A 13687-nucleotide genomic window follows, 5' to 3' on the forward strand; every position below is an offset into this window, starting at 1 on the left:
AAGAGACAGAGGAGGAAACATGAGATACAAAAAATTTCGTGACATACCGGCATTCACCAGATCGGGGAGCTATCAAATCGATTGTGGGCTGCCATTTTTGGTAGAATGGATCCAAAGAGAGATTGATGAAATGGGACTCCAGCTCATGCCCGATTTTCAGCGTGGCCACGTATGGACGGAAGAGCAGCAAATCGCATTTTTGGAATATTTTCTGCGAGGTGGCCGTTCAGGTACGATTTTGTATTTTAACTGCCCATCTTGGAATTGCCAGGTGGAGGATGGAGCATACAATGATTATGTATGTGTGGACGGCTTACAGAGAATCCGGGCGATTCAGCGATTCATTGGCAATGAAATCAAGGTGTTCGGCTCCTATTATTCGGGATACGAGGATAGGCTTGGTGAACGTTACACTATGAAAGTCAATGTAAATGATCTACAGTCTAAAGCAGAGGTATTGCAGTGGTACATCGATATGAATGCCGGCGGCACCCCTCATACAGATGAGGAAATCGAACGTGTAAGAAAATTACTGAAGGAAGAAAGGGGTACAGCATGAGCAAATGGATTTTAACAGATGATGATTGTCTCCAGATCAGAAGGCGCTTAGAGGATATGGCAGAGCGATTGGGGAATGTGTATGAATTGTATCAAATTCAGGAACTCCCCATGGATCAGGGACAAGTTTTCAAAGTGGCACACGAGATTGTTTTTTGCTCGGAGATCAATCTCGAAGATGTGCTGGATTGTTACGGATATGAAAATCTGGAGCAGGTGAAAACAGAGTATGGAGATGATTGGGAAGCCATTCTGGCAGAGTGCCAGTTTGAGTTAAACGCCGGTTGTTTGGAGAATCTGATTACTCAAGAATTTCTCACATATGACGAGGCAAAACAACTGATTTGTCGAGTTTCTGGATACGAAGGTGAGAAAACATTGGAATAATTACAACACGCAATATCAAAAAAGAGAAAAAGATATGAGCTATGTAACGAGTGTTGCCTGGCCGGAACCAAAATTCTAAACATTACTGCAACATCCAGAGGAGACCCACGCGGCCTCCTCTTTTCTTGTTCTTTTTTATCCGCTTCCATAATTAAAACGAAAATACAATGAAGGCATTTTTGAGGAAATGCGGAAAGGAAAAGAAATGGTAACGAAACGAAACGCAGACCTGCATTCTATCCAGGATGTAGTCTGCGCAAATACAGGTATGTCTGTGGAAGAGTTGTTGAATGACCAACAGTCTTATCCGATTGACAATCTGCAGTCCGCAGCAATCATTTTAAGAGATGCTGTACGAAGTGGGAAAACCATTTACATTATGGGTGACTATGATGTGGACGGTATCTGTGCATCGAGCATCCTGTTCATGGGACTGAACTCTGTCAATGCAAATGTGGTTGTGAAACTGCCAAAACGCTTTTCGGAAGGCTATGGCCTAAAAGCAGAAGCGGTAGAAGCGTGCGAGGATGGGCAGGTCTTAATCACAGTGGATAATGGAATTGCCTCTATTGATGCAATCAAGAAAGCAAAGGAAAAGGGTATGACCGTTATTGTAACGGATCACCACTTACCGATCATGGATGAAAAAACAAATCAGCCGATCCTGCCGGAAGCAGATGTCATTATTGATCCCAATGCCATTCCGGACAGTGCAGCATTTAATGGATACTGCGGTGCAGGCCTGGCATATCGTCTTTGCAGATTTATGCTTGGCACGAAACATTGGCTGATGCCAAAACTCCTGTCATTTGCCGCAATCGCAACGGTAGCAGACTCTGTACCTTTGATAAAGGACAATCGTCTGTTAGTGAAATACGGACTGCAGGCTATGATTGACAGAAGAGGGAATACCAAGGGCTTATACGCTCTTTTGTGTGAGCTGAATCTGGATAAGTATATTACAGCAGAGAATATCGGATTCAAGCTGGCACCAGTCTTAAATGCTCCCGGCAGACTGCGTGATGACGGAGCGATGGATGCATTTCATCTGTTGACCTTTGAGGGGCGATATGATGATGCAAAAAGCATGGCTCAGGCACTGATGCAGGATAACCAGACACGAAGGGAATTATCTGATACCTGGACCAAGAAGGTTATCGACAGTATCGAAGAGAACGGCATGCAGGATGATTACCCATTGGTTGCGTATGAAAAAGAGATTCCTGAAGGAATCATCGGTATTGTCGCCGGAAGAGTTGCGGAAAAATTCCATGCTCCTTGCTTCTTACTTGGAGAGAGCGCCACTACCGGCATCGCCAAAGGATCCAGCCGATCAGATGGTGTATGCAATTTGAAAGCCTTGTTGGACGATCACAAGGATTTTTTAATTTCTTATGGCGGTCACGCGCCGGCCGCAGGGCTTAAACTCTTTACTGAACACATTGCAGAATTTCGCAGCGCATTGCTGCGTGATATGCATGGCAAGAGACCTTCTTCGCTGGTTGAAAAGGATGAATACGACTTAAAAATCAGCACAAATGACATCGAGAGTACCATGAAGGAACTGCAGAAATTCGCACCGTATGGCGAAGGAAATCCCATGCCGGTGTTTTATCTGGAAGATTTGACCTTGGTACCAGTTGGCACTGAATATTTTAAGCTGATCTCTGACGGACGAGGTGTAAAGCTCTTATCCCCCAATGTAGAGGCAGTCAAATTCGATGGCGGCGAAGAGTATGTGGAACTTGGAAAACCAAGACACGTATCTTTGCTTGGAACATTGTCCGTACATCATTTTATGGGCAAATTCAAAAATCAGATGGAGTATTTTAAAATATACCCTTCAAAATCTACAGCCAGAACATCTCCGCTTGCCAGGGCACTTGCGAATCGGGCAGTCGGACGCTACAAAAACTAACATAGGAGAGTAGATTGTATCATGGAGGAAAAGAACAACAAAAAGTATGCCGGACAGGTCATTGACATTCCGAGAGCAAAATCAAGATTGTCATTTACTGATCGCTTACAGCGTATGACGGAAGAGGAGGGAGAGCCCTTCCTCAATATTTTTTCACAGCGATCCATTTACCTCGTTTCGCTATTTGATTTTGAAAAAGGCAGCTCTCTGATTGCGAATATCCCAGTTGGAGACATGCCTTTGATTGTAAAGCGAACAGACTGTGCAGAAGAAGCAATGTTCCGGTTATCATCCGAAGAACTTGCTGTTTCAGATGATGTTGGGGCTACGGAGACTCAAACGGAAATTTCTCCTGCATTTCAGCCGCTTCGCATGGGAAAGCTGGCAGGGAAAGCTCCGGGAGATATGCTGCTGGAGTCGTTAAACAAACAGGCAATTGTGGCGACTCTTACATCACAGATGGAGTTTTTAAAGCAGCGTGTGCGACAGTACCCCAAAAATCAGGCAGATATTACAGCAATCTCAACGGCCCTGGAATGTTTTCAACTCGGCATTCTTGAAGATTGTAAGCCTGATGAGTCGCAGGCAGCGGTCCAGACGCCGAAAGAAAAAAACTATATCATCTATAAAACACCAGTGAAACATCAGAAAAAGATAATCGATGGCATGCATCCCTGTTACTCCGTGTTAATCACCTGCACCCCGACGAAAGAATACCCATATCGGGTTGAGCTGATGAATTGTTATGCCCCGCTTGGCGAATTGAAATCTGGCATGAAGCCTGTACTCATGGAACAAGCAAAGGATATTCGAAAAGACAAAATCGATCTGACAGAGGCAGAATGGGTACGCGTAGTAGACTGCTTAAAATCAAATCTGGAAGCAGCCAGACAGGTATGGTATCCGGCACTAAGAACGCAGGATGCTAAGAACCGTTGGAACGGCAATGCCTCTTAATCCAACATAGCAAAATCACAATCATAACCGCAAAACCACGAGGAGCATTTCTCGTGGTTTTTTGTTGGCTGGAGTCGTATTCCATAATTGTACCATGAAACACACAAGACATAGAGGTGTCTGAAAGGAGAAAGGTATGAAAAATAATTTTTTGATCGCATTATGCGGACGTTCCGGCGCAGGAAAGACAGCGGTTACCAAAAGACTGTCTGAGCTTTTTGGCTGGACGAGCGTGGAATCATATACCACAAGACCCAAGAGAAAAGAAGGGGAGCGTGGGCACATCTTTATTTCGGAAGAGGAGTTTAACAAAATTCCACTGGAAAAGATGGTTGCATACACTGTATTTGACGGCCACCGCTACTGTGCAACCACGGAACAGGTTGAAAAAACAGAAATGTATATCGTGGATTTCTCTGGTGTCAAAACCTTAAGGGAAAGATATCATGGGGATAAAAAAAATCATCGTTGTTTTTCTGGATGTGGCAACAGACACCTTGATTGCACGCATGAAACAGCGTGGAGACTCCCCTGAGAAAATCGAAAATCGCTTAAAAAATGATGATCGTATGTTCCATGAAGGCGAAATCGACATTGATCTGCTGATTGATGCCAGCAAATCGATTGATGAAGTTGCCATGGAAATCGTAAATTACGTCACTGCAAAAGCTGCATAATTTTCAGACTAAGGCTCAGTTTCATGACTGGGTCTTTTTTGATCACAAAAAAGAGAGGTTTCCCTCTCTTTTAATAAGGTTTAACGATGCCACGCACAGAATGAAGTGGATGATACATTGATGCACCTAATTCTCCAGACCATGTTCTCTCTGCAATAAAAACTCCCCTTCCATCCTTTGCAAATGAACGCCCCTCATGGGCAGCGCCGACGACACTAGATGAATGTATTGTACTGAGACAATATTTCTCTCCATGTAAATAATCTAAAATGCATGGCATATGTGCATAAGACACAATTAAAGGCAAAAGCAACTCGTTCGTTACCGCTTCTGTCCCCATAAAACCAAATGGAATTTGGTTTTCTTTTGCGTAGTCACGAAACAAAGCTAAGCTAGAATATGGTAACTCAAACACATATGTTGCAGGAATCATTTGATTGTCATACATATCAAAAGAATCCTGTACTAAACGTGCTCCGTACTCCTTTTCTTCATCGGTAAATAATGTTTCCAAATACTGCATTTCCCAATATAAAAAAGCTCCAAAATCAAGCCGGCTCATGTAAAGTGTTTTTGCATTCGCTTGCTTGTTATACCAGTCGTTGTTAAAGAATGACTGATACCACGCTTTTTCCTCCGTGGCTGCCTTAACTACTTTTTTGTCAACAAAGTCTTTAATGTAAGGAATTCCCATCTGATCAAGTCCGCGACAAACGAAATCCAATTCTTTATCATCAAAAAAATCACGCAACATTGCCGTACCATAACATTTTTCAGAACGAAATGTTTTATCCCACACTTTGGGGTTATTATATAATCGCTCCATTTCCTTCAAATTCTGTAAGCGTGGAGAATAGCGAGAATGACTTGCAAATGCTCCAAAACCAGGCTTTTTGCCATCTGGACGAATGGGCCATTCCCAAATGGCCAGGTCATATAAATATTGCCATTCCCTTAATTGGAATGATTGTTTCGCATGATTCTGTACAATTTCCGGGTTATCAGCCACATCACGGAACTCCCACAATTTGTTCATCGTATCTGAATCCCGTGTAATATATTCCGGCATAGGAAAATGGTGTTTCTTGTATGCGCGACACAATGTTTCCAATGACTGCATCTTGACATAGATGACATCTAAATTTAATGGGAATTTTTCCACCATACATCCCGGACTCATCATTGCCCCGCAATCTTGATTGGGATCAAAGAAACCATAACGTTTTACACGACTGACCGGGAAAATGGTGTCTCTTGCTTCTACAAATTCGCCAAACACAAGGCTCTCATCCATACCATACACAAAATAAATAGATGATTGAGCTACAACAAAACGCGAAAGAAAGCCATAAAGCCCTGCCGCCCTGGGCAAATCCCGCACCATGGGATTTTCATAAATCGCCTGTAAAATTTCATTATCTAATTCATAACCGCTTTTGCGTAATTCGTTAATTGTCATATCTTTCATAAAAAGCACCTCTCATATATGATCTATATCGATTATACCCACCCCCCAATAATAACACAAGGACAAAAACTTGCGGATATAAAAAATAATAGTTTTACATATTCACCCCGCTTATTTGTTCAACGCAATATTTCTGCATTTTTAAAAGAAATATTTCCATAATTGAACAAATGTGTAAAGGAGGAGTAACCATGCGCGATGAGCAAATGATGAACCAATCTCTGAGTATCGTAATCAAACTGTATCAGAGTTTTCTACAGGGTTTACCGGACCTGTTTGAAGGTATAGATACATTTAAGGCTAGTGCCTATTATCAGGATGTGCTGAGAAGAGACATCAAACAAACAGATGAATGTCTTTGTATTGCGGCAGAAGACGAGGCTGTGCGACTTGTAGAGATCAAATTACAGGAAAAGGGCATTCCATGGGAGAAACGGAAGGCCTCTGATCTCCAGGGCGTTGTCAAAGCCAATGGCATGTTTGTATTTTTGTGCCGCGGCATCGATGAACAGCGAGTACGAGAGGCTATGAGAGAAGTACAGCTTGAATTTGAGCGCTCTCATAGACCAGAACCGGAAATGGACGCCGAGAAGGAACAGGATGAAGCTGAGCTGGAACGCGAAAGAGAATCGGAGCGCACCACATCAGACGAAGAGATGCCAGAAAAAGAATCAGAAACGGAACACACAGATACTTCCCAGGAAAATGATGATTCTGATGACCTTGAGGCGGAAGAAGCATCCAAGAAGCAGAAGAAAAAGAAGACCACTTCAACCTATCTAAAACAAGAGCGGCCGGCATACAATCATGATTTACATCGTCAAGAGACTTATACGACATCAGAAAGAGCGCCCGTATATCAGGAGCCGCAGCACTCAAAATCCCCGGAGCCTTCGTATCACCATCCGGAAGAGTCCTATCAAAGAGAAAGGGAATCGCATTCTTATACAGAACGGTCACATTCTTCTGAACAGCACAGAGATCCACGCCCGGAATCTGTACAACGCGAAGGACTTGCTGGGTATAACCGCTACCGCGAGACTGATTTTTCCCATCGGTCTGCAAAAAATGAATCCTCAGAATCAGAACACTCTTATGCATCGACATATAAATCTGACATCCATAAAGAGGAAAAAGCCAAACATGATGGGCAATTTGTCTCTGAAAAATTCCAAAGAGAGCCGGAAAGAAGGAAAGAAGAGTCTACTCCGGCCAGTCAAACAACATCACGGGACTCTGAGGCATATGTAAAAAAGGAACATATCACTGCGAAAAAGCCGGTGTTGGAATCGACCAGAGAAATTGCCAGAACATCAACCGGAGAAGCTACCAGAGAGACCACAGGATCCAATGCCGTCGAACGGCCTCAGCATATAGATCCATCAACTTCAGCCAATCAACCACATTCGTACATTGAAAAACGCACAGAACCTCTAAAGCAAGAATCTACCAGAATGGGTGGCTTTCAGTCGATTGGCAATGAACGAACAATTGCTGAGACTGGAAGGCAAGCCTCCAGACCAATTACCAGTACAGAGCAGTCCTCACATTCTACAACAAAAACACAACACTCAATGGCCAAAACGGCCGGAGAGCAATCTGGCACCATCCAAATTCTTGGTAGTGGCCATGACATTCAAGAATCTACGGGAGTACCCAGCACTACAACTCGTGGCGGATTTTTTAACGAATCCGCTCGTCACAAAGCTGCGGAAGCGGTGCGGCAGGCGACGCGCAAAGTTGAAAATAATGTGGGTGGTTATCAACCAACACATTCCCCAAAAGATGTCGTCAATCCAGAGCATATCGTCAAAGCCTTGCGTGGGCAGCAGAATGCAGAATCTGGGAAAATATCAGAAAAGAAGATTGTTGTCACCACCATTTCCAGAAACAGTTTTGAGTCAACCGCAAATTCTTCAATGCAAGACCAATCTTCGGAAAAGAGTGCTCCTGATGCATCAATTGGAGAACAATCCACCGTTCATCAATCAACAAAACAAAAGGAAGCATCAACTTCACAGTGGGATACACGTCATAGCACTCTTCAATCAGGTTATACTCCCAAGAACGACCAACACGTAGTATCTATGAACAATGATTGGGAAAGACAAATCCTAATGTCCAGACGCTTCTATCATATGAGAGACATTTTGTCACCGGATCATTTTAAAACTGTATTTCGCGCCAGCCGTCGAATTGCTATGCAATCCGTTTTAAGTCGTGAGACAGAGGCCGGGCAAGTAGCGATGAATGCGATTGACTATGCATCACCGTTGGCGATCGCAATGCAGAGAAAACTGCTTGCTAACGGAGCCATGCAGATTGCACGTACAACGCAATGCAGCACGACCTTATTGGCATCATTTTATGCCACCCAAAAAGGAATTACGTTACAGCAAGCAAATGTCGCCTTAGCAAATATGACCATGTTGGATATTAGTATGGTGTGTGCCGGAAAAGGCCGTCTTTCCTTAGCGGATATGGAGACATTAAAGAATGCCGGAGATCTTTTTAGCTTAGGTGAAGGACGCTCTTTGATGTCTGCGATTGCGCGTTTGGACAATAATACATTTTTAGCATGGGTACAGAACGCACCGATCAGTGAAGATCTGAAAAAAGCGCTCATGGGTATTCCTGTTAAGGATCTTACGCCTGCAAAACTACAGTCGTTACTTAAGCAATTTTCTGGTACCAATGATATTCAGATGTTGAAGACGCTGTATGCATCCAAAATCAATGCACGTTATGGATTACCAAAGGGATCTGGTTTTCATACGGTGCTGAAGGGCTGGTTAACCAGACTCTTGAAGTCTTCAATGAAAGATTCTGATGCAGCCAGGGCCCTTGGTCAGATTCTTGGCGTGTCCCAACAGACATATATGGCTTATCGTGCCGGTATGCGTTTGCTTTTAACAATCTTAAATAAAATACCTTTTAAGAATAAAGAGCAGCTTGTATCAGAGGTAGCCTTTAAGATCATGGCTGATCCCATGAAAGCGGCTCGTGTCAAGGCGGCAGAAAGTGTAAAAACCGCAGGAATGAAAGCCGGTAGTAAGCTACTTGGAAAACATGGTACAAAGCTGATGCAAAAACGATCTGTGCAGCATGCAACAAGTGCCCTGAAATTTATCGCACATCCAATGCAGTCCATTGGAGCAAAACTGTCTTCCAAATTCGGAGAAACAGCAGTGTGGAAGGCAATGCAGGCACTCTCTGGCAAGATTACCGCATTCGCAGCCAAAGCAGCATTTATATTAGGCTGGGCCGCTGTAATTCTTCTGGTGATTATTTTGATCGTTAGCTTAATTTCCAACCTTTCCGAAGAAGCAAAGAAAGACCAGACTCACATGAAGCCATACAATTTCTCCCAGGATACAGAGCTTGTCCAGGAAATCATTACGGAGCTTACGCAAAAAAATGAAGCGTTTATGGCGGATATTAACGATGCAGCAAACCATCGTGGCGCCTATAGTACGACATCCGGCTTGACCACGAATGAAAATGTATCATTCTATGAATCGTACAATATTGTATTCCGTGATTCTTATGGAAACGAGTTAGAACCTACACATGTGGACTTAAACAATACAAAAGCGATTCTTTCAATGGCAAGCAAGTTTATTTCCTATCCACTCCAAAAACCGGCAGATGCCGCTAGTCTGGCAGAGAAGAAAGCATATGAGGACATCAAACAGCATTTTAAGGATTATTGTTATTTCCTTTGGGCGGCTACGCATCAAATTGCAATCGAAGAGTACCATCCGGGACACAGCGAAGGTGTGGATGGCGCAATCGATAATTCCGGACTGGAAACCACCCTGGACAAGGGATTGTGTGATAAGGATGGAACAACAAAATGGTTTAAGGCCGATTTTACACAGGATATTATCTCACGTAGCAACGGGGATTGGGTCTGCGATTCCTGTGATGAAGTACCAAATACCGGTATGGGAGATGAACTGGATGATTTATGCACCCATGGAAAGGATGATAACTCACATGGCGGATGGAAAATGACTGGAGCAGAGCCGCGCTATGTCTTCAACTGTCAAACAGATCATCGTCATATCGACTGCGATCACGATCCTGAAAATTATTCTTGTAGTATGGGGACTTGTGAAGATGCAGGAAATGCTGCTCCAATCTCTCACGGACACTGGGAATATGAATGGGTGTATAACTGTGGTGGCCATATGGGTTCCGTCGTTTACGTCACGATTGGAGACTTATCCAGAGATCCAGGTTTTAATGCTGCGAAAGATGTTGACTACAGTGCTGTCGGACAATATGGAGACAGCATCTCCGGAGATGATATTTTAAATGATTCCGGTACATTAACATACCGCGGATATGCTTATACCAAATCCGTCGATCAAAGTTCCACACCATTTGTCTATGTGTACACGTTAGTAGAAGATGATAGCACATACGAAGGCAGCACAGAGGAAGAAGCAATGAATAAATTCCAGCAACATGTTGACACTCTTCCTCCAAAAGAAACAGAGAATGCTGAAACGAACACTGAATAAACACCAACAGGATAAAAGTGAAAATAAGGAAATGATTGGCGGAACCAGTAGGTTCCGCCAGGACAAAGCATAGACAGGAGGATAAAATTGTGACAAATCATAAGCACTTATATTTCAACAAGAAATTGGGATTGCTTTGGCTGTTTCTTTGCACATTATTGCTCTGCCCATTTTTAACGATACGAGCACAGGCTGCAACGGAAAAAGCATATCTCTACTTTTTTACAATTGATGGGGAGCAAGTTGATACATTGAGTAAAAAAGTAAGCAAAAAAACGAGTTATATGTTCAAAAATCCAGATCCTTATAAATACCTGCCTATCGAAGAAGATGGAGATGAACCACTTTACCCAGAGTTATACTATCAGGTAACGGGTATTGAATGGGAGGAGAAAGATGCATCTGGAAAACATATTGCCACTTATAAAGAAGGAGATACCTTTGAATGGTCAGAAGGTGATCACTTCTTTTATGTGAAATCTGATAATCCGATTTTAACTGGTGAAAATACCATGGATTTAACCTGGGAAGAACGCGTTCACCTGTATTTTTATAATGTAAATGGAGACGAGATCTACAGCCTTGCAAAGGACATTAGCCCCAAAGACGAATTTACATTTGCAGATCCCGCACCATACACGTATTGGTTTGAAAGTGGGGAGGATGCGGAAGGTGAAGAGGATCCATCCGATACTTTGCATGGAACTGGCATTTATTGGTACTGTATGGATGAAAAAGACAAGGAATACCTGTTTGCATCCAAAGATAAAGCACGTTTTCGCCCTGGCGTATATGAATTTTATATTATGACGGATGATCCCGTGCAGATATCATTTTATTACCCAATCAACTATGACACTTATTATACTGCGGATGATATGTCGGGAGCCATCTATGCATCTTTGGAAACAAAAGTTGGAGAGACGATTCAATTAAAAAAATCTCTTGGAGCGCTTTTATGGGAGAGTACATTTAAGGGCTGGACTGAGGAAAATCATGATCAGTTGTATCGTGGTGGGGCTTCATTCAAAATCATGAAAAATCAGGACCTCAATTTTTTTGCCGAGTATGAGTATGACGAGAATTGGGATCCGGACGCCTTAGACCAAAACACTGGACAACCGGCCGGCGGCAAAGAAGCGGAAGAAGAGATCAATATTGCAGATATTGAGAAAATCAATGAGGCAGCCGGTGCCGGATACGGAGTGGCAATTGATGCCAATGGTATTTTGCGTAACACCGGAAATCGTGTGCGAATCAATTCTTCACTTGGAGAACAGATGAAGGGTATTCCAGGTACGATCAAATCGCAAAAATCGCTCAGCTCCTTAAAGCCGGGTGGAGATCCGAACAATCCAGCTGATTACAAAAAGGATAAGTATGGAAATAAAATCGAAGACTCCAAATTGCCAGTGGAGATCAATAATGTCTTACGTCAAGATGACTCCGCAATGTATATGGACGTGTATGGGAATGCCTTCGTATATTATAGTCAATTAACACGTGATAATAATATGCGTTTGGCATATGATCGACTAACCCTGGGAAAAACAGATTCTTGGGTTAAAAACACTTCCAATTGGGATGCTGGCGTTATTGAACGTTTCGAAGCCATTGAATTTGCTCTATTGAAGGGGAAATACCCGAAAAACGGAGAAGTGTTAATTCCAGAGGTCAAAAATGAATCCGGCGACGTGATCCAAAAAGAGATTAAATGGAAGACAAGCTATATGTCAAAATTAGCTTTCGACCGTCTCAAACCATTTAAGCAGATATGGAATGGTTGGTATGACACGTATGATGATGGACTGCTTGAGAAATACAAAGGGACATCCAACTCTGGGAATGGTGACACAATTGTAGTTGGAAAAGCATTGCGTTCATTCACAGATTTATTCACGACCACCGCATATGCAGCAGATAACAATCAAAAGAATGAAAAAAACAGTATGGGCATTGCCAATCAGTCAAATGTACGGATCCAAAACAGCATGGACTTAAAAAACACAAAGTTCAAACCGCAATATTATGTCCCTACAAAAACATTTGCTTTTGGATCCTTTAGCTTTAATTCCCTGGATGGCCTATCCCAAGAGGCAATCATGAATATGACGACTGTATTCAATGCGATTGTATCCGCAGGTTATACTCCGGAATTTGCTGCAGGCGCCTGCGGTAATATGTGGCAGGAATCAAACTTTAATCCCAAGGCTGTGTCTGCATCAGGTACTTTTCATGGCATTGTACAATGGGGTGGTGGACGTTTTGAACGTTTAAAACAAATCGCAGCTGAAAACAATTCCACGTGGGATAGCTTGGACATACAGATCAAATTGATTCTGGAAGAACTTAATAGTTCTACATACTCATCATCTTTTGTGCGAAACTTAAAGCGATATAATGGGCAGAGTGATGTGAAGGGAATTGCCGACGTACAAACTGCATGTGACCTGTGGGCACGTGTGATTGAGGGATGTGTTTGTTCTGCAAACCATCCAGTCACACAATGCCCGATTGTCAATGGTGATCAATTTCAGGAATTGGCTCAGCGAAGGATCTATGCACAAAAAATTTCCATGGCTATGCGAAGCACAGGCAGTCTGACGATAGATGCAAACGGCTATGGAGTGCCAAACAACCTGAGCAACAATAAGGTGCCATACTTCCCACAGGGCAGCAATGCGCCATGGAGCGGATTGGCATTTGGAGATAAAAATATCGCATATTCCGGATGTTCTATCACATCGTTGTCTATGGTGGTGAGTTATCATACTGGACAATTCGTATATCCAAGCGACATTCGACAATCCATCATGGACCACAATGGAGGCAATTATAAAGCGTTCCACGTTGCCGGTGCTGGTGCTAGTAATGCGATTTATAGCGCTGTGGCATCCTATTATGGTCTAAAATGTAAATATATCTCATCAGCCACAGAAGTGACCGCAGCCCTACAAAGAGGCTTGCCAGTCATCATTTCTGTGAAAGGAGCCAAAAGAGGAGCGCCAACCAACACCTTTACATCGAACGCCCATCTGATGGTGATTACTGGTATGGATGCTGCTGGAAATTATTATATCAACAATCCGAGTAAGCCAAACCAATGCTATGAAAGGTATTCATTATCTTTTATCATGAGTCATAAAAACAGTGGTATGTGGGTGTTGAGCAGATAGCACTATGATTTTCTACC

The 13687-nt window shown here is 42.9% G+C and carries 9 protein-coding genes; 8 read left to right on the forward strand and 1 reads right to left on the reverse strand.

Annotation, left to right across the window (positions count from 1 at the left end):
• The first annotated feature begins 19 nt into the window (after positions 1-19).
• From FYJ39_RS16095 to FYJ39_RS20575, 6 genes are all read left to right on the forward strand, one after another.
• Positions 20-559, forward strand: coding sequence for a DUF262 domain-containing protein (locus FYJ39_RS16095; protein ID WP_154473470.1), 540 nt, complete (start codon positions 20-22; stop codon positions 557-559).
• Positions 556-945 carry a hypothetical protein gene (locus tag FYJ39_RS16100; RefSeq protein ID WP_154473471.1) on the forward strand — a complete coding sequence of 130 codons (390 nt, stop codon included), beginning with the start codon at positions 556-558 and terminating at the stop codon, positions 943-945. The genes FYJ39_RS16095 and FYJ39_RS16100 overlap by 4 nt, the downstream gene beginning before the upstream one ends.
• Positions 946-1150: 205 nt before the next feature.
• Positions 1151-2863, forward strand: a complete 1713-nt coding sequence (locus FYJ39_RS16105; protein ID WP_195840462.1) for a single-stranded-DNA-specific exonuclease RecJ — start codon at positions 1151-1153, stop codon at positions 2861-2863.
• Positions 2864-2884: 21 nt separating this feature from the next.
• Positions 2885-3820 carry a hypothetical protein gene (locus tag FYJ39_RS16110; RefSeq protein ID WP_154473473.1) on the forward strand — a complete coding sequence of 312 codons (936 nt, stop codon included), beginning with the start codon at positions 2885-2887 and terminating at the stop codon, positions 3818-3820.
• 136 nt (positions 3821-3956) lie between these two features.
• Complete coding sequence (locus FYJ39_RS21595; protein ID WP_154473474.1) at positions 3957-4355, forward strand: nucleoside/nucleotide kinase family protein; 399 nt, start codon at positions 3957-3959, stop codon at positions 4353-4355.
• The gene (locus tag FYJ39_RS20575) at positions 4267-4497 is read left to right on the forward strand and encodes a hypothetical protein (protein ID WP_195840465.1); all 231 of its coding nucleotides are present in this window, start codon (positions 4267-4269) and stop codon (positions 4495-4497) included. Before FYJ39_RS21595 ends, FYJ39_RS20575 begins: the two co-directional genes overlap by 89 nt.
• 70 nt (positions 4498-4567) lie before the next feature.
• Here FYJ39_RS20575 and FYJ39_RS16120 read toward each other — a convergent pair whose 3' ends face one another.
• A complete protein-coding gene (locus tag FYJ39_RS16120) occupies positions 4568-5965 on the reverse strand; it encodes a hypothetical protein (protein ID WP_154473475.1) in 1398 nt (465 codons plus the stop codon).
• A gap of 191 nt (positions 5966-6156) precedes the next feature.
• Here FYJ39_RS16120 and FYJ39_RS16125 point away from each other — a divergent pair, with 191 nt between their 5' ends.
• Complete coding sequence (locus tag FYJ39_RS16125) at positions 6157-10494, forward strand: hypothetical protein (protein WP_154473476.1); 4338 nt, start codon at positions 6157-6159, stop codon at positions 10492-10494.
• An 89-nt stretch (positions 10495-10583) separates the two neighbouring features.
• Complete coding sequence (locus tag FYJ39_RS21400) at positions 10584-13670, forward strand: phage tail tip lysozyme (RefSeq protein ID WP_154473477.1); 3087 nt, start codon at positions 10584-10586, stop codon at positions 13668-13670.
• Positions 13671-13687 lie beyond the last annotated feature (17 nt).

The sequence above is a fragment of the Clostridium porci genome (assembly GCF_009696375.1).
In the GTDB taxonomy this organism is placed as follows: Bacteria; Bacillota; Clostridia; order Lachnospirales; family Lachnospiraceae; genus Enterocloster; species Enterocloster porci.

Coding starts and splice junctions, on each gene's coding strand:
- FYJ39_RS16095 (WP_154473470.1), top strand. CDS start 20: ATGAGATACAAAAAATTTCGTGACATACCGGCATTCACCAGATCGGGG.
- FYJ39_RS16100 (WP_154473471.1), top strand. CDS start 556: ATGAGCAAATGGATTTTAACAGATGATGATTGTCTCCAGATCAGAAGG.
- FYJ39_RS16105 (WP_195840462.1), top strand. CDS start 1,151: ATGGTAACGAAACGAAACGCAGACCTGCATTCTATCCAGGATGTAGTC.
- FYJ39_RS16110 (WP_154473473.1), top strand. CDS start 2,885: ATGGAGGAAAAGAACAACAAAAAGTATGCCGGACAGGTCATTGACATT.
- FYJ39_RS21595 (WP_154473474.1), top strand. CDS start 3,957: ATGAAAAATAATTTTTTGATCGCATTATGCGGACGTTCCGGCGCAGGA.
- FYJ39_RS20575 (WP_195840465.1), top strand. CDS start 4,267: ATGGGGATAAAAAAAATCATCGTTGTTTTTCTGGATGTGGCAACAGAC.
- FYJ39_RS16120 (WP_154473475.1), bottom strand. CDS start 5,965: ATGAAAGATATGACAATTAACGAATTACGCAAAAGCGGTTATGAATTA.
- FYJ39_RS16125 (WP_154473476.1), top strand. CDS start 6,157: ATGCGCGATGAGCAAATGATGAACCAATCTCTGAGTATCGTAATCAAA.